14 protein-coding genes are annotated in these 17033 nt (G+C 61.1%); 12 read left to right on the forward strand and 2 right to left on the reverse strand.

Annotated elements, in window-relative coordinates; all coding sequences use genetic code 11:
- Window positions 1–39: 39 nt before the first annotated feature.
- Window positions 40–1371 carry a dicarboxylate/amino acid:cation symporter gene (locus tag VN047_RS09650; RefSeq protein WP_325542153.1) on the reverse strand — a complete coding sequence of 444 codons (1332 nt, stop codon included), beginning with the start codon at window positions 1369–1371 and terminating at the stop codon, window positions 40–42.
- Window positions 1372–1608: 237 nt separating this feature from the next.
- Here VN047_RS09650 and VN047_RS09655 point away from each other — a divergent pair, with 237 nt between their 5' ends.
- From VN047_RS09655 to VN047_RS09680, 6 genes are all read left to right on the forward strand, one after another.
- Entirely contained in the window at window positions 1609–3417 is a 1809-nt protein-coding gene (locus tag VN047_RS09655) for a sensor histidine kinase (protein WP_325542129.1), read from the forward strand.
- Window positions 3414–4751: a sigma-54 dependent transcriptional regulator gene (locus VN047_RS09660; protein ID WP_325542131.1), complete on the forward strand. Its 1338-nt coding sequence runs from the start codon at window positions 3414–3416 to the stop codon at window positions 4749–4751. Before VN047_RS09655 ends, VN047_RS09660 begins: the two co-directional genes overlap by 4 nt.
- A 172-nt stretch (window positions 4752–4923) precedes the next feature.
- Entirely contained in the window at window positions 4924–5154 is a 231-nt protein-coding gene (locus VN047_RS09665) for a hypothetical protein (RefSeq protein ID WP_325542133.1), read from the forward strand.
- A 66-nt stretch (window positions 5155–5220) separates the two neighbouring features.
- The gene (locus VN047_RS09670) at window positions 5221–6009 is read left to right on the forward strand and encodes a Crp/Fnr family transcriptional regulator (protein ID WP_325542134.1); all 789 of its coding nucleotides are present in this window, start codon (window positions 5221–5223) and stop codon (window positions 6007–6009) included.
- 34 nt (window positions 6010–6043) lie between these two features.
- Entirely contained in the window at window positions 6044–6268 is a 225-nt protein-coding gene (locus tag VN047_RS09675; RefSeq protein WP_325542136.1) for a DUF6894 family protein, read from the forward strand.
- A 92-nt stretch (window positions 6269–6360) separates the two neighbouring features.
- Window positions 6361–6789, forward strand: coding sequence for a GFA family protein (locus VN047_RS09680; protein WP_325542138.1), 429 nt, complete (start codon window positions 6361–6363; stop codon window positions 6787–6789).
- A gap of 47 nt (window positions 6790–6836) precedes the next feature.
- On the opposite strand, the gene VN047_RS09685 is transcribed toward VN047_RS09680, so the two are convergent.
- The gene (locus VN047_RS09685; RefSeq protein ID WP_325542140.1) at window positions 6837–7130 is read right to left on the reverse strand and encodes a hypothetical protein; all 294 of its coding nucleotides are present in this window, start codon (window positions 7128–7130) and stop codon (window positions 6837–6839) included.
- Between the two features lie 431 nt (window positions 7131–7561).
- Between VN047_RS09685 and VN047_RS09690 the strand changes: the two genes are divergently transcribed.
- The 6 genes from VN047_RS09690 to VN047_RS09715 all read left to right on the forward strand — a co-directional run.
- Complete coding sequence (locus tag VN047_RS09690; protein WP_325542141.1) at window positions 7562–8758, forward strand: glycoside hydrolase family 130 protein; 1197 nt, start codon at window positions 7562–7564, stop codon at window positions 8756–8758.
- 126 nt (window positions 8759–8884) lie between these two features.
- Window positions 8885–11218, forward strand: a complete 2334-nt coding sequence (locus tag VN047_RS09695) for a bifunctional diguanylate cyclase/phosphodiesterase (protein WP_325542143.1) — start codon at window positions 8885–8887, stop codon at window positions 11216–11218.
- A 139-nt stretch (window positions 11219–11357) separates the two neighbouring features.
- Window positions 11358–11954 (forward strand): RNA polymerase sigma factor, encoded by a 597-nt coding sequence (locus VN047_RS09700; protein WP_325542145.1) that lies wholly within the window; start codon window positions 11358–11360, stop codon window positions 11952–11954.
- The gene (locus VN047_RS09705) at window positions 11951–13033 is read left to right on the forward strand and encodes a FecR family protein (RefSeq protein WP_325542147.1); all 1083 of its coding nucleotides are present in this window, start codon (window positions 11951–11953) and stop codon (window positions 13031–13033) included. The genes VN047_RS09700 and VN047_RS09705 overlap by 4 nt, the downstream gene beginning before the upstream one ends.
- A gap of 64 nt (window positions 13034–13097) precedes the next feature.
- On the forward strand, window positions 13098–16472 hold the full coding sequence (locus VN047_RS09710; RefSeq protein WP_325542148.1) for a TonB-dependent receptor domain-containing protein: 3375 nt from the start codon (window positions 13098–13100) through the stop codon (window positions 16470–16472).
- 114 nt (window positions 16473–16586) lie between these two features.
- The coding region (locus tag VN047_RS09715; protein ID WP_325542150.1) for a hypothetical protein at window positions 16587–17033 on the forward strand (447 nt) is incomplete at its 3' end.

Raw genomic sequence — 17033 nt, forward strand, 5'->3', positions numbered from 1 at the left:
ATGTCTTGTCTGTTCTGTCCATCGGCCGGCGTGCCGGGCTCAATCCATGTCCTGTTCGATTGGCGGTGCAGCGAGCTCCCTCGGGGGCTTGCCGGCGAGAGCGCGGTCGAGCGCGTCCCGGTCGAGCGCCTTTTCCCATATCGCGACGACGATCGCGGCGAGCGCGTTGCCGATGAAATTGGTGAGCGCGCGGCACTCGCTCATGAAGCGATCGATGCCGAGGATCAGCGCGAGGCCCGCGACGGGTACGGTGGGCACCGCGGTCAGCGTCGCCGCGAGTGTTATGAAGCCCGCGCCCGTGACGCCGGCGGCGCCTTTCGAACTCACCATCGCAACGAGCAGCAACGCAATCTGGTCGCCAAGGCTGAGGTCGACGCCCGTCGCCTGCGCGACGAACAGCGCCGCCAGCGTCATGTAGATGTTCGTGCCGTCGAGGTTGAAGCTGTAGCCGGTCGGGACGACCATGCCGACCACCGGCTTGGCACAGCCCGCTCTTTCGAGCTTTTCCATCAGGCTGGGCAATGCCGCCTCGGACGAGGATGTTCCGAGGACGAGCAGCAGTTCGGCCTTTAGATAGGCGATTAGCCGGAAGATCGAAAAGCCGCACAGCCGCGCCATCGTGCCGAGGACGACCACCACGAAGAGGATCGAGGTGAGATAGAAGGTCGCGATCAGCGCGCCCAGATTGACGAGCGATTCGACGCCATATTCACCGATGGTGAAGGCCATCGCACCGAAGGCACCGACGGGGGCGAGGCGCATCAGCATCCCGACGAGATAGAAGAAGACGCTTGAAAGCTTTTCGAGCATCCCGAGCACCTGCGCACCAGCGGCGCCCGTGTGCGACAAGGCCACACCGAAAAGGATCGCCGCGAACAAGGCCTGCAGGATCGACCCCGACGTCAGCGCGGAGACGAAGGTCGTGGGAATGATCGCCAGCAGGAAGCCGACCAGCGACGTGTCATGTGCCTTCGCATCATATTCGGCAATCTTGGCGACCGCGCCGGGATCGAGCGTGCGCGGGTCGATATTCATCCCGGCGCCCGGTTGTATCACATTGGCGACGATGAGCCCGATGATCAGCGCGAGCGTTGAAAAGAAGAGGAAATAGGCGAAGGTTTTCGCGGTCAGGCGTCCGAGCGCCTTGCCTTCGCCGACCGACGCAATGCCGGTCGAGACGGTCAGGAAGATCACCGGCGCGATGATCATCTTTACGAGGTCGATGAAGGCCTTGCCGAGCGGCTGCAGCTTGACGCCGGCTTCGGGCCAGAAATGGCCGAGCAGGACGCCGCCGAGGATCGCTGCGAGGACCTGCACATAGAGGTGCGACCACCATGGCCGTGGCTTTGCCGGCGTGTGTGCCGCGTTCATATCGATCGTGGCTGCCACCAGCCCTCTCCCTTTATCCGGCGTCCGGTTCAACGCGTTGCATGGCCGTCGATTGGCCTTGGGCAGAAAATAGAAGAGGCCGGGATCGGCGGTCAAATTAACGAGGTTTCACGCTATATTATTGATAAATATATGTTATTATTAGCCCGGGTTCTGGCGATGACATATTCTGTGCGAAATTCCGCATGCAATGCTTCGATAATGTGCGATATTTCGCACATGCTACGTTCCGTCGATTCGCAGATTGTCCAGCACCGCACCGACCGGCGGCGACTGCTTGATGCGACGATCGTCGGGGGCTTGATTCTCCTCATCGCCGCGCTTGGCTTGTCGGGATGGGCGACCGGGCATGCGCGTGCAGGCGCCGATCTCGACGCGCGGCAGAACGCGCGAGCCCATGCGAGCCTGCTCGAAAGCGAACTGCAGAAATTCCGCCTGCTTCCACGCGTCCTCGCCGAATTCCCCGACGTCCGCCTCGCGCTTGCCGATAAAAGCGCGGAGGCGTCCCGTCGTCTCGACCGGGAACTCGAACAGCTCGCGGCGCGCACCGATGCCGCGGTCATCTATGTCATCGGTGGTGACGGCAAGACGATCGCAGCGAGCAACTGGCGTGTCGACACGAGCTTCGTCGGCGAAGATTACCGCTTCCGCCCCTATTTCCGCGATGCGATGCAGCGCGGACAGGCGGAGCTCTTCGCACTCGGCACCGTCAGCGGGCGGCCGGGGCTTTACCTTGCGCGCCGCGTCGATGTCGCGGACCGGCCGCTCGGGGTGATCGTCGTCAAGGTCGAGTTCGACAAGCTCGAAGCGAAATGGGCCGATTCGCCGGCCGCGACCTTGGTGACCGACGATGCGGGGATCGTGATCATGACGAGCCAGCCTGCGTGGCGCTTCCGGTCGTTCGGGCCGATCTCGAATGCCGCGCAGCAACGCCTTCGCGGGACGCGCAGCTATGGTGACGCGGCGCTTGCGCCGCTGACAACGGGAGCGACCGACGGCGATCTCCGCGTCGTGGCCACAGGTCCCGACCGGCTGTACCGCCAGGCGGTCCAGCGCGTGTCGCTTCCCGGCAGCGAACTGCACGTCCTGCAGCCGGCGCAGCCTGCGCGCGACAGCGCACATGCGACCGCGCGCGTCCTCTTTCTGGTCTTGCTGATCCTCGTCGGCGCGACGATCCTCGCGCTTTTGCGTCTCGTCGAACGGCAGGTGCTGCGGCAGTCGGCGCACGAGGCGCTCGAACGCGAAGTCGCCGCGCGGACGCAGGATTTGCGCGACGCCAATGCCGGGTTGCAGCAGGCGGCCGAGCGTCAGGCCGAAACCGACCGCCGTTATCGCGCCGCGCGCGAGGATCTGGCGCAGGCTAACCGGCTCGGCTCGATCGGCCAGATTACCACCGGTGTTGCGCACGAGATCAATCAGCCGCTTGCCGCGATCCGTACCTTCGCCGAAAACAGCCTGCGGTATCTCGAACGCGAACAGCCCGACAAGGCGCGCGGCAATCTCGATACTATCGTGGAGCTTACCGCGCGTGTCGGTGCGATCACCAACGAACTGCGCAACTTCGCGCGGCGGAAACCAACTCCGCTCGGGTCCGTGCCCCTCGGATCGGCAATCGATGGTACCAACCTTCTGATCGGCGATCGCCTTCGCGCGCAGGGCGTTGCGCTGGACATCGCGATCGAGGTGCCCGGCGTCACCGTTCATGCCGATCGCGTGCGGCTCGAACAGGTGCTCGTCAACCTGCTGCAAAATGCCGCCGAGGCGGTGCAGGAGGTCGCGGATCCCCGCATCCAGCTCCGCGCCCATGGCAGCGATCCGGTTCATATCGATGTCTGCGATAACGGGCCGGGGGTTCCTGCCGAACTCTTGCCCCAGCTTTTCACACCCTTCGTCACGGGCCGCCCCGACGGGCTTGGCCTCGGGCTCGCGATCGCCAGCGACATCATGGGCGAATTCGGAGGTTCGCTGTCGCTTGTTGCATCGCCGCTTGGTGGTGCGGGGTTTCGCCTGACATTGAGGCCGGCATGAGCTTTTTCACCGGCGACCAGACGATCTTTTTCGTCGATGACGATGCGGTGCTGCGCGAGGCGAATGCCCAGACGCTCGACCTCGCGGGGCTTGCGGTCGAAACCTTCTCCGAAGCCAGCGGTGTCCTTCGCCGCATCTCCGCCGACTTTCCGGGTATTGTCGTCACCGACATCCGCATGCCTGGAATGGACGGACTCGAACTGCGCGCGGCAATCCATGCGATCGACCCCGGTATTCCCGTTATCCTGATCACCGGTCACGCCGACGTCGCGATGGCGGTTCGCGCGCTGCACGACGGCGCGTTCGACTTTCTCGCCAAGCCCTTCGCTTCGGATCATCTGGTTGGTGTCGCGCGCCGGGCGCTCGCACACCGCGCGCTGATCCTCGACAATCGCCGGCTGACCGCCGCGGCAGCGGCGATCGACAGCCCGCTCATCGGCGAAAGCTCCGCGATGCTGCGGCTTCGCGAGACGATCGCGCAACTTGCGCAGGCTGATATCGATGTGCTGATCGAGGGCGAGACGGGGACGGGCAAGGAACTCGTCGCGCACATGCTTCACCGCCAGAGCCGGCGCAGCGCGGCGTCGCTCGTTGCGGTCAATTGCGCCGCGCTGCCGCAGGAACTTGCCGAGGCGGAGCTGTTCGGCAGCGACCTTCTCGACCGTGCGACCGGCAAGCTCGGGCAGGCCGGGCGTATCCGCAGCGCGCATCGCGGCACGCTCTTCCTCGACGAGATCGATACGATGCACGGCGCAGTGCAGGCAAAGCTGCTGCGCGTGATCGAGGAACGCGAGGTCCAGCCGATCGGCGCAAGCGCGCCCGAGCCCGTTGACCTGCGCGTCGTGGCCGCGACCAAGACCGATCTGATGGATGCGGTGCGCGCGGGTGCGTTTCGCGAGGACCTCTATTACCGCCTCCATGTCGTGAAATTGCGCATTCCGCCGCTACGCGAGCGCCGCGGCGACATTCCGCAGACTTTTGCCTATTTCCTCGACGAAGCGGCGGCAAAGATGGGACTGAAGGCTTTCCAGATCGGCGACGGCGTGCGCCGCCATCTCGTCGAGCACGACTGGCCGGGCAATGTTCGCGAACTCAAGAATTTCGCTTACAGCGTCGTGCTCGACCTGCCGTCGGATCCCGGCCTGTCGTCGATGCCGGCCGATGCCTCGCTGGCCGAGCGGGTTGGCCGCTTCGAGGCGACGATCATCAACGATACCCTTACGCAAACGCAGGGCAATATCGCCGAAACCATGGCGCGGCTCGGCATTCCGCGAAAGACACTGTATGACAAGATGCAGCGGCACGGGATCGATCCCAAACCATTTCGCGGCTGATCTATGTTAGAGCGGTCACGCGGGACTCGTGTAGTATCGCTCTGACGACTGCGGTTCCACCAGATCGGCTTCTCGTGGTTCAGCATAATGCCGCAGTCCCGTTTCTTGCGGCCGGCCGATCGATAAAACGCCGAGGGCCCGGTGGCGCGCGCTCCCGACAGGAGGAGTGGCCATGCGTGCCTTTTATCTGATTATCGACGATGTCGGCTCGGTTCAACCGAGGCGTATCGACTTTCAGGCCGAGGGGCCTGATCATGCCTTCCAGATCGCGCGAAACGAGACCGACGGCATCAATGTGACGTTGTGGGAGGGTGAGCGGGTCCTCGCCCGCATGACGAAGACGACGTTCAATCTCTGGCAGCTCCATTCGACATCCGAATTGATGCCGGCGGCGCAACCGTAAGCGCTTGCTGTGGAACCGCGCTGTCTGTTCCTCGTTTGAAGGAGGCGGGCGGCAAATGACGACAGGATGCTACGCGACGCTATGCCTTCAACTCACTGGATGGACGAACATGCCAAGCGCATGGGGCACGGTCCGCTCAGCATCCTGATCAGGAAGCTGCTCAATCACAGCCGCCTGTCCACATCCGACCAGCAGGCGATTGCCGCGCTTCCGCACAGCATAAAACGCGTCGAAACCGGCGATTCGATTTTGCGCGAGGGCGACCGGGCCGAAATATGCCCGGTCCTGCTGTCGGGTTTCGTCTATCGGCAAAAGGTGGCGGCGGACGGTGGTCGCCAGATCGTTGCGCTCAAGATGCCGGGTGACGCGCTCGATTTCCAGTCGATCTTCCTGCACATCGCCGACCATGACGTTCGCGCGCTGACGCCCGCCTCTCTTGCGCTGGTTCCGCTGAAGGCGATCGAAGAGTTGACCGTCACCCGCGGGGGCATCGCGCGCGCCGTACTGGTCGATATATTGATCGAGGCGTCGATCAGCCGTGAGTGGCTGCTCAACATCGGTCGCCGCAATGCGCTCGCGCGTCTCGCGCATTTGCTCTGCGAACTCCACGACCGCGTGAACGAGATCGCGATCGAGCACACCGGAAACTTCGAGGTTCCGTTGACGCAGGAACAGCTGGCCGATCTTCTCGGCCTCACGCCGGTCCATATCAACCGGATGCTGCGGCAGCTGGAACAGGTCGGCGCGATCGGCAGGCCGTCGCGTTCGCTGACGATCCTCAACTTTCCGAAGTTGGCACAAATATCAAGTTTTTCGTCAACTTATCTGCATCGAAGCAATTTCTCGGGGGTTTGAGCAATGGTCGGCGCGACAAGGTCTGGAGAGTGAAATGCCGCACTATTTCTTCCATACGACGAACGGATCGCCGCACCGGGACGAGGATGGCATGGACCTTCCCGATATCGACGCCGCGCGGCGCGAAGCGGTTCGTTATGGCGGCAGCCTGATCAGCGATGATCCCGATATGATAATCCGCGAGAAAGGCATCCGCATTGATCTGGTCGATGACGGGGGCGAGCATCGCCTGACCGTCCGCATTGTGATCGAGGGTTAAATTCCAGCGCGGGAGTTTCAGACGTGCCCGTTCTTCTTGAAGGATCGTGTCGATGCGCCAGAGTCCGTTTCTCTGTCAGTAGCCACACACCGGTGCCATATCAGCTTTGCTACTGCTCGATCTGCCGCAAGCAGCAAGGCGGTGGCGGCTACGCGATCAATCTTGCGGCGGTGACGTCTTCCCTGCGGGTCGAAGGCGGTAGCACGCTGGGCTTGTACCGTGCCCGGATCGAGGATGACGAGCACGCGTCGTGCGAATTATCCAGCGGCGAGCGCCGTTTCTGCACCCGATGCGGATCGGGGCTGTGGCTCTTTGATCCGTCGTGGCCCGATCTGATTCATCCTTTCGCCAGCGCGATCGATACCGAACTTCCCGTCGCGCCATCGCGCGTGCATCTGATGCTCAAATACAAGGCCTCGTGGGTCGTGCCCGATATCGGGCCCGACGACGCGACGTTCGATCTCTATCCCGAAAAATCGATAGAGGACTGGCACAAGGATGCGCGGCAATGGGTCGCATGAGGCAGGGCCGCGCCGGCTACGCTAGAACGCCCCGCCTCGCCGTGGAGTCATATGCCCCATGCACTGGCTGCAAGCGGCGAAAGGCCTTGCGCGCCGAGCCCCGCGATCAATCCGGCGAGGACGTCGCCCGATCGCTGACCGAAAGGCCAAGGCGTAGTCACATTGTAGCGCGAGAGAACCAGCGTGCCATCGCAGCCGACTTCGGGGTGGAAACGATATTCGGGAATCGCGCAATTGGCGACGTCGGCCTTCCTGTCGATCGCGAGAATTTCCTTTTCCCCCGGATTCTCGATGATCGTGCGAAGGCATAGTACGACCATCTGGTGCGCCACGATCATCACGCGGCGACCGCATAATGAAGCGAGACCGTGTCGATCAGCGACCGCGCGCGCAGGATGACGTCGCACCAACTCTCGCCGCCCGGCGGGCGATGATGGAATTTGCCGAGCGTCGACCGGGCCTGTTCGGATGCGCCGCCTCGATGCCGAGGTGGCCGCGGACCGGTTGCGCCATCCCGACGAAGTGCTGTTGCGACGGGCTGATCCCGCAAAGCGTCAACTTGAACCGTCGAACAATCGACGCTGGCATTCCGCCTTGCCTATCGCGTGATGGAGCCCCTATTCTGCTCCGGGGGGCGCCAGAGAGGATGTAGAAATCGCCCATGCTGAACTGCAGACCAGAGCAATCACCGCTGCGTATCCTGCGGGAAAAGCTGATCGCTGACCCATCACGGGTAGTCCTGCGGCCGTTTCACCTCGCATGGCAGGAAAGCGTGTCGGAGACGTCGCGGACCGTGTTGCTGGTCCGGGATATCCTGCGCCTCGACGAGGATGAGGCCGGGCTGGAGCTCGACGCGGTCTGGAAGGATTTTTCGGAACGGCACTGGCAGATCGGGCGTATTTTCGACGATCGTTTTGCAGAGATCGCCGAAGATCTGGAACTCGACGAAACCGCGGTGTCGCCGGTCAAACGGCGGCTGATCGGTGCCTATTTCTGCCATGAATACAGCTATGCCGCTGCTGCGCTGATGAACCCCAGCATCGTGCCGCACCCCGACCAGAGCGGGCTTGGCCACCGGCAGCAACGTTTCGTCATGTCGATGCGCGCGGTGGGGGAGGGGCATATCAGTTCGGTCGCCTTCCGCGAGGGGATCATCGGCCCCGACGGCGATTTCCGGCTGTGGCCCCAGTCGGGGCCAGCCATGGCCGGGGTGCCCGACGACCGGCACGATCTTGGACCCGAAGGCGCGACGATGGTGCATCGCCAGCCCGGCAGCCCGATTTCGAACAGCGTGCTGTTCCCGGTGACCGAGGCGCAGCGTAACGGGCTCGAAGACTTGCGGCTCGTCCAGTTCACACACGACGACGACAGCAGGGAGTATCTCGGAACCTATACGGCGTATTCGGGTCACTCCATCCGTTCCGAGCTGCTACGGACCAAGGACTTCGCGAGCTTCTGCCTTGAGCCGCTCTCGGGCCGTGCGGCGCGCAACAAGGGCATGGCGCTTTTTCCGCGCAAGATCGGTGGACGTTTTCTGATGATCGGCCGTCAGGATGGCAAGAATGTCACTCTCTTGTCCTCGGACACGCTTACCGACTGGGATAGCGAGGGCACGCCCTTGCTTGGTCCCGCCTTCCCTTGGGAATTCGTCCAGATGGGGAATTGCGGCAGCCCGATCGAATGCGACGAGGGATGGATCTTGCTGACCCACGGCGTCGGGGCGATGCGAAAATACAGTCTGGGTGCGGCGCTGCTCGACCGCGACGACCCCTCGCGCGTGCTCGGCCGGACGGCCTGCCCGATCCTTTCGGCCGCCGAAAGCGACCGGGAAGGCTATGTTCCCAACGTCGTCTATACCTGCGGCGCGTTGAAGGTCGGCGGGGAGCTTTTCATCCCCTATGGCATTTCGGACAGCGCGATCGGTTTCGCGACCGCGACGATCCCCGATCTCTTGCGGTTGATGGTCTAGAAGGCTCGTCCGCTACGAGAGCGTCGCAAGACCGCGAATGTGCCGGCCCGCGGTTCATGAACAACAAAATTTACCATTCCGGCCTAACCAGGTTTCGAGGGACCAGGATACAGGGGGAATCACCTGATGTTCAGGGTGCTCGAGTGCGTCATGCAGCAGCATGACTATCGGTTCGTTCTGGTTGCGGCGCTGGTTTGCCTCCTCGGAAATATCGGACTTTTCATTCTTCTCCGGCGCGCCGCCTCCTGTGTCCAGGCGCGGCGCGGGCATTGGTTGCTCGTCGCCGCCATTGCCGAGGGTATGGCCGTCTGGGCGACCCATTTCATCGCCATGCTCGCCTATGACGGCGGCATGCCGATCAGCTTCGATATCGGGCTCACCCTTCTGTCAGTGGCCATAGCGATCGCGGTCTTCTGGGGAGTGATCGGCTGGCTGGGACGCTCACCCCGCCCGGGTCGCTGCCTGCTGGCGGGCGTCGGCGCCGCGCTGGGCATCGCGGCGATGCATTTTACCGGCATCGCTTCGATCGTGGCGCCGGTGCGTCTGACTTTCGAGCCTTTGCCGATCGTTGCTGCGTTGCTTCTGTCCGCGCTTCTGTTCGCCGGCGCCTTCCTCACCTTCGCGGCGACCGATGGCTGGCGCAAGATCCTGTTGCCGGCGGTGCCCGCGGTGTTGTCGATCGTCGTTCTCCATTTCACCGTCATGTCCGTGACGACGCTGGTGCCCGATCCCACGCAGGCGACCGACGGCGCGGCCGCAATGAGTCGCCAGTGGTTGGTAACCGCCGTCGTGCTCGCGACGCTGGTGCTGATCGCGCTCGCCGTCGCCGGGACTTTCATCGATCGCTGGCTGACCGATGCGCTGGGGCTGGCGGATGCGACGCTCGAAGGGATAGCGATCGTCAGCGAGGGACGGATCATCGAGGTAAACAAGCGGCTGGGCAAACTGATCGGCGTCAGCGGCGGCGCCCTGATCGGCAGCGCGCCTTCGGACTGGTTGCTCACCGCCGAAGGCCGCGCGTTCGAACTGGCCGACGGGCACTCGACCGAAGCGCGCGTCCGGGGCTGCGCCGACGACGACCAGATTTTCGAAGTGACGGCGCATGCCATCGAATATCGCGGCCGGAGCTGTGACGTCCTTGCCGTTCGCGACTTGTCGGACCGCAAGCGCGCGCAGCGGGAGATCGAGCATATGGCATCCCACGATCCGCTCACCAATCTTGCCAACCGTTCTCATTTCATGCGCGCGCTGGACAAGGCGATCGATGCGGATGAGCCCTTTGCGCTTCTCGCGCTCGATCTCGACCGCTTCAAGGCGGTCAACGACATCTTCGGTCATGGCGCCGGCGACGACATATTGCGCCGTGTCGCCGCCATTCTCGAATCCTCGATGCGCGGCGATGACCTGGTCGCGCGCATCGGCGGCGACGAGTTTCTCGTCATCCAGCGTGGTGCGTCGAGCGCCGACGACGCGCGCAAGCTTGCCAATCGTATCCTGCATACGCTGGCAAGCGAGATGGACGTGAACCGGGACCCGATGGCTGTCGGGGCGAGCATCGGCGTCGCCTTTTATCCGCAGGACGGGCAGGATGCAGAAACCCTGCAGCAGAACGCCGACACCGCGCTTTACCGCGCGAAGAACAACGGCCGCGGCAATGCGGCCTTCTTCGATCAGGAGATGGACGAGCTGGCGCGCGAACGCCGGATGCTGGAGCACGACCTGCGCCACGCCATTCCGCGCGGCCAGCTTCGGCTGGTATTTCAGCCGCTCGTGGCGACCGCGTTCAATTCGATTATCGGCTATGAGGCATTGCTGCGCTGGGATCATCCCGAGCGCGGCGAGGTCCCGCCTGATTTCTTCATCCCGGTCGCCGAGGAGATCGGCGCGATCGTTCCGATCGGCGAATGGGTGCTGCGCGAGGCGTGCGCGGTTGCCGCCGGCTGGCCGTCCAACCTTTCGGTCGCGGTCAATGTCTCCACCGTACAATTCCAGGTGCCCAACCTGCCGCAGGTCGTTCGCGACGCCCTTCAGCAAACGGGGCTGGATGCGCATCGGCTGGAACTGGAGATCACCGAGACGGCGTTCATGCGCAACCGGCAGGGCGCCCTGAAGGTGCTGCACGAAATCCGTGCGATGGGCGTTCGCATCGCGATGGACGATTTCGGTACCGGCTATTCGTCGCTGAGCAATCTGAAAGCCTTTCCCTTCGACAAGATCAAGATCGACAAGAGCTTCGTGTCGTCGATCTCGGATGACGAGGCTGCGCGCTCGATCGTGCGTGCGATCGTGGGGCTCGGACGCAGCTTCAACATGCCGATCGTCGCCGAGGGCGTAGAGACGGAGGCTCAGCGCCAGATGCTGCTCGATGAGGGATGCCCGCAGGCGCAGGGTTTCTACTTCGGCGCACCGGCAATGAACCCCTATGACGCCATGGCGGATGATGCGCGTCTTAACGGTTGACCCTGCGTTCCGGGGATAGCGGCAGTCCCCTGCATGCCGGATGACAGGTCCGTACCATGCCACTCGAGGAAGACGAGCAACGCATCCATTCTGCAACCGAACTTGCTACCAATCGATCGCAGTGCCGATAGGATGGGTTTTGCAGAAACCCTTTTTGCCAAAAAAAGGGGCGCATTTCGTCCCGAGAACCGTTTTAGGTCTGAGGCAAAAAAATAAAGGGAGAGGCGTGACAGCGGAACCCGTCTCCGAACTGGAGCGGTTGACCCGGAAATTCCGGCCGCCGCTTATCGCCTTTTTCTCCCGCCGTGTTGCCAGCCTCGCGGAAGCCGAAGACATGACTCAGGAGGTTTTTTTGCGGCTATTGAACGCGCAAGGGAACAGCGAAGAGACGAGTGCTGCCTATATTTTTCGGATTGCCGCCAATCTTGTAACAGATCGGTCGCGCCACGACCGCGTGCGCCGGAATTTCGCGGACGCGGTAAGAAGCGACGGCAGCGCGGGGATCGACGGCTTCGATCCTTTCCGGATCGTTTCGGCGCGCGAATCCATTTCGGTCCTGTGGGCAGCGATCCAGGCGCTGCCTGAGCCCACGCAGCAGATTTTCATATTGTACCGGGTAGAGAATATTCCGAAGCAGACGATCGCCGACAATTTCGGATTTCACCTCCGCACGGTCGACAAGCATATTTCACGCGCGCTGGTCTTTCTTGCCCGCCGGATGGAGCGGCGGACATGATGGCCCCGCATAACGACAATGATCGTGGTGCCGAACGCGAGGAGCAGGCGGCCACCTGGTGCCTGCGCATCGCCGATCGGCCGCTGACCGTGAGCGAGCAGCAGGCTTTCGATGCATGGCTGGCCGCCGACGAGCAGAATGCGCAGCATTTCGAGCAGATGGTGGCTGTGTGGCACGGAACCGACGCCATCGCCGAAATGCCCGGCTTTCTGTCGCTTCGCGCCAAGGCTTTGACCTCGATGGAAAAGGCGCGGCGGCAGGGCGAAATGTCCTTCCCGACGCGCCGCCACGCTTTCGCGGCGATGGCAGCTTTTGCGCTGACGGCCGGCATCGGAACCTGGTACTGGAGCAAGGCGGCGGACGTATATTCCACCGACGTGGGCGAGCGGCGGATCGTCCGGCTCGACGACGGGTCGAGCGTCTCGCTCGACGCCGCCAGCCAGATGTCGGTGTCCTTCACCGACGAGCGGCGCGCGATCGTGCTCGACCGGGGGCGCGCCAAGTTCGATGTCGCCAAGGATCCGCTCCGGCCCTTCACCGTGACCGCCGGGACGCAGTCGGTGGTGGCGATCGGCACGAGCTTCAGCGTCGAGCTGCTGAAGGACCAGCTTCGCGTGCTGCTTTTCGAAGGGCAGGTCGCAGTCGTCCCGCGCGCGGCGGCCGCGCGCCATATCAGGACGCGCCGACCGGTCACGCAGGCGACGACGCAGCTTTCGCCCGGGCAGGAACTGGTCGCCAGCCTGTCGTCGGGGGCCGCAGAGATCCTGCCGGTCGATGCGGGGCGCTCGCTTGGCTGGGAAGGCGGGCAGGTCGATTTCGTCGACATGCCGCTGGCTGACGCGGTCGAGCGGATGAACCGCTACGCCGCGTCGCCGATCGTCATCGGCGATGCCGCCGCCGGCCGCCGTCTCGTCAATGGCGTGTTCGAGGCGGGGGACACCGACAGTTTCGTCAAGGGCCTGACGTCGCTCTATCCGCTCGCCGCGCGCGAAGTAGACGGTCAAGTCATTATCAAGACGGCAAATTCGAAAGATACAGAAGAAAAAACAGATCAGGAAAAGAATCAGGGGCGTAAATAGGCCGCTGATTCGTCTTTATGACGGAGGGGCAGCAATAACGATCCCTCGTATAGAGGGAGAGGGTATGTCAAAACGTCGTTATTTGTTGTCGAGTCTTGCGCTCGGTGCGCTCGTCGCCATGTCGGCGCCGGCGCAGGCTGAAGCGCGCCAGATCCATCAGTTCGATATTCCGGCACAGGATCTTGGCACTGCGCTACGCGCCTTCGCGCGCGCGTCGGGCGTGCAGGTCATCTTCGACGGCAAGGCGGTGCGAGGCAAGCGCAGCGAGGCGCTGCGGAACAGCGTGGGAGCCGAGGAAGCGCTCCGTGAACTGCTCCGCGGAACGGGGCTGACCTATCGTCGCGACGGAAAGATTTTCGTCATCAGCGCGGCGCGAAAGATCGCGCTGGCTCCCGTTGAGACGGCAAGCGCCGCGCCGGTCGCGGCTGCGCCTGCGGCATTGGCCAGCGAGATCAGCGACGGCAACGAAATCATCGTGACGGCGCAGAGGAAGGAAGAGAAGATCACCGACGTGCCGATCGCGATGACGGCCTTGTCGGGCGATGCGCTCGATGATCGAAAGATCGAGGGTGGATCGGAACTGCTGCGCGCGGTTCCCAACGTCAGCTTCTCCAAGACCAATTTCAGCATGTATAATTTTTCGATCCGCGGGGTCGGGACACAGTCGATTTCAGCTTCCAGCGATCCGGCGGTTGCGGTGAGTTTCAACTCGACCCCTCTGGTCCGCAATCGCCTGTTCGAAGCCGAATTCTTTGATCTGCAGCGCATCGAAGTGCTGCGTGGCCCTCAAGGCACGCTTTATGGCCGGAACGCGACAGCGGGTGTGGTGAACATGATTCCCGCGCTTCCCGAACGGGACTTCGGCGGCGAAATAAAGGGAGAGGTCGGAAATTATTCGACGCGTCGCCTGAGTGGCATGCTCAACGTTCCTTTGGGCGATACGCTGGGGGTTCGCGTCGCAGGCATCATGACCAAGCGCGACGGTTATGATTATAACAGTTTTTTTCAGACCCGTATAAATGGCCGCGACCTGTGGTCTACGCGCGCTACACTTGCGTGGGAGCCCAGTGATCGTTTTCGCGCCAATGTGATCTGGCAGCATTTCGAGGAAGACGACAATCGGGCCCGATCGAGCAAGCAATTGTGTACCACCGATCCGGGGGCAGAAAAAATCGGTAACGTCACGATTGCCGATCCTGCGCTTCGCGCGCGCATAGGTCAGGGCTGCCTGCCGGGATCGCTCTATGATGATGCAGCGTTCGGTACGCCTAACGGTCCGGCGCTGGTTTACCTTTATCATCCGAGCACGGGCATGAATGTCGGCACGCTCAGAGAGCCGGGCAGGCCCAATCGGGTTTTGAACGTGGTGAAACTGACCGACCCGCTTGCGGGGGTTACCCAGTCACGAAATTTGCGAGAGATTTCGTCAAACTATGATCCGGTTTTTCGCGCAAAGAATGATGTCGTCCAGTTGAATCTGGAGTTCGATCCGTCGGATACGCTGCAGTTCATTTCGCAGACGGCATATTCGCGTGACCGCTTCTATTCGTCACAGGATTATAATCGTTTTCTTACCGAGCCGCTATTCGAGGATTCGGCGCAGCCCAATCTCTATCTTGGCAACAGGCTGATAAATAACGAGCTTTATCCTGGGCCGACGCCCGGAGGAGTGTTCTGCGATCCGCAACTGGGTTGTTCCGATCGTATGGTCTCGGCTGACCTAAGTCGATCCAGAAACAGGCAATGGTCTCAGGAATTCCGCCTTCAGTCCAGCTTTGATGGTCCGGTCAATTTCCTCGTCGGTGCCAATTACCTCGATTTCAAGTCTCAGGATGACTATTACGTTTTCAACAACATGTTCACGCTTATTGCACAACTGCAATATAATAGAAGGCCTCCGATCGGCCCGGGAAGTGTTCCGGGGATTGACCTTCTTCCTTGCGAGCTAGGAAACGAGAGCAGGGAATGTCCATATGTCGATCCGAATCCTATCGATAGTCTGAACAATCTCGGTCACAATTATTTTCTGAGTCAAAATGGCGTCCGTATCAAATCATGGGCGAGCTTTGGAGAAGTGTATTGGAATATAAATGACGAGCTTAAGCTAACTCTCGGCGCTCGCTATACGAAGGACAGGAAACGTGCCGATCAGATTCCCAGCCAGTTGTTACTGGGGGGCGGGATAAATAATCCATCTGGGCCTGATTTCATCGGCGATATCACGGGCGGAAAAGTAAACAGCGGTTATCCGGCCATGGATGACATTGTGCAATCATGGGGGCGCTTTACCGGACGAGCCGTTCTCGACTGGAAGCCGGATCTGGGCTTCACCGACGATAGCCTTATCTACGCGTCGATATCGCGCGGATATAAAGGCGGCGGTACAAATCCTCCCCGCATCGATTTCAATCCGAACGTCGTACAATTTCAATTCCTGCCTCAAACCTTCAGGCCTGAATATGTCAATGCTTTTGAAATCGGCATGAAGAATAGCTTCGATGGTGGGCGTTTTACATTGAACGCGACCGGATTCTTCTATGACTATAAAGATTATCAGGTGTCGCAGATCGTCGACCGCATCGCCTATAACGAGAATTTCGATGCGACAAGCTGGGGTCTCGAGTTCGAGGCGGCTTGGCGTCCCTCGCGGGCTTTCCGCGTCGATGGCAATCTGGGCTATCTCCGAACCCGGTTGGGCAAGGGATCGCAGTCGATCGACGTGATGAACCGGACGCAGGGGGATCCCGACTGGGTCGTATTGCGCCCCTGGTTGCAGGTTCCGTCGAACTGCATCGCGCCGGTCGCCGTGGTTGAACAGATTTTGTCGAGGGGCGGGGGGGCTGTTGCGCTTTCGGCGCTCTGTCCGGGAGCCGATCGTCTTGGCAGCTATGAGCCGGACAGGAGGGCCAACGGGCCTGATTTCTGGCGGCTCTACGGCGTCACCTATAATCCGCTGGCGCCCTATGATCCGACGAAGGTGGGCGTGATTGCTCCTTACGATGCCGCCAATCCCGATGCCTGGAAGGGCGCAACAAGCGGCGCGCCGAATGGCGGTCGAGGTTTTTACGCTGATTTGACCGGCAATGAACTGCCCAATGCTCCGCGCCTTACTGCAAATATCGGTGCGCAATATACCTTCTTTCTCGAAGGGGGTGATTGGGAACTGACATTCCGTGGCGACTATTATCGCCAGTCAAAAAGTTATGGCCGGGTTTACAATACTGCGTTCGACAGGCTTCGGGCATGGGATAACGTCAATGTTGCGATAACTCTGGCACGTTCTGAATCTGATCTTGCATTTCAATTTTATATCAAGAATCTTTTCAAGAAGACCCCTATAACCGGGTATTTCGTAAATAGCGATGATAATGGTCTTACAACAAATGTATTTACTCCGGATCCGCGCATAATCGGATTTAGTGGATCTGTAAGATTTTAGTTTTTTGTTGTATGGGATATTTTCCTGAAAGGAGGAGATGTATTTATAGACGCATGTAAAAATTCACGATTAATACTTTCAATTAACAATAACTTAATGAGAAAGGATATTAATATGAGGAAATTTACATCTGCTTTTGCCGCTATGGCAATGATGAGCTCTGCATTCGCTGTTGGCGTTACGCCTGCGCAGGCGGGAACTTACACTGGTACGGTCGATGTCTTTAAGGGAATCGCTTTGAACTGTACTGCGTCTGTAGATTTGTACGATCCGGCTTATCCGGGCAAGGCTGTGGTCAACATTGGTCCGCCCGAACCGAACTGTGCGGCGCTGGATATTACCAGCAATCCGCATGATTACACCCTCGTCGGCGGCGTGCTTACGATCGAGGGTCTGAGAGTGGAAACCATTACTCTTGGTAACTGCTTTGGTGACCTCGAAGGAACCGTGACGGATAATCCCGATGGCAGCAAGAATCTTGCTGTGGACGCCGAGATTCCCCCTGAAACGGGTACTCTGCCCTGCTTCGTTTCGGGCACGCTCTACAAGCCGCCGCATCCC

The organism is Sphingopyxis sp. (assembly GCF_035565275.1).
Classification (GTDB): Bacteria; Pseudomonadota; Alphaproteobacteria; order Sphingomonadales; family Sphingomonadaceae; genus Sphingopyxis.

What these genes read in the sequence shown, in the direction of transcription:
- VN047_RS09705 (WP_325542147.1), top strand. Translation starts at nt 11,951, where the DNA reads ATGATGGCCCCGCATAACGACAATGATCGTGGTGCCGAACGCGAGGAG.
- VN047_RS09650 (WP_325542153.1), bottom strand. Translation starts at nt 1,371, where the DNA reads ATGAACGCGGCACACACGCCGGCAAAGCCACGGCCATGGTGGTCGCAC.
- VN047_RS09695 (WP_325542143.1), top strand. Translation starts at nt 8,885, where the DNA reads ATGTTCAGGGTGCTCGAGTGCGTCATGCAGCAGCATGACTATCGGTTC.
- VN047_RS09655 (WP_325542129.1), top strand. Translation starts at nt 1,609, where the DNA reads ATGCTACGTTCCGTCGATTCGCAGATTGTCCAGCACCGCACCGACCGG.
- VN047_RS09665 (WP_325542133.1), top strand. Translation starts at nt 4,924, where the DNA reads ATGCGTGCCTTTTATCTGATTATCGACGATGTCGGCTCGGTTCAACCG.
- VN047_RS09675 (WP_325542136.1), top strand. Translation starts at nt 6,044, where the DNA reads ATGCCGCACTATTTCTTCCATACGACGAACGGATCGCCGCACCGGGAC.
- VN047_RS09660 (WP_325542131.1), top strand. Translation starts at nt 3,414, where the DNA reads ATGAGCTTTTTCACCGGCGACCAGACGATCTTTTTCGTCGATGACGAT.
- VN047_RS09710 (WP_325542148.1), top strand. Translation starts at nt 13,098, where the DNA reads ATGTCAAAACGTCGTTATTTGTTGTCGAGTCTTGCGCTCGGTGCGCTC.
- VN047_RS09670 (WP_325542134.1), top strand. Translation starts at nt 5,221, where the DNA reads ATGCTACGCGACGCTATGCCTTCAACTCACTGGATGGACGAACATGCC.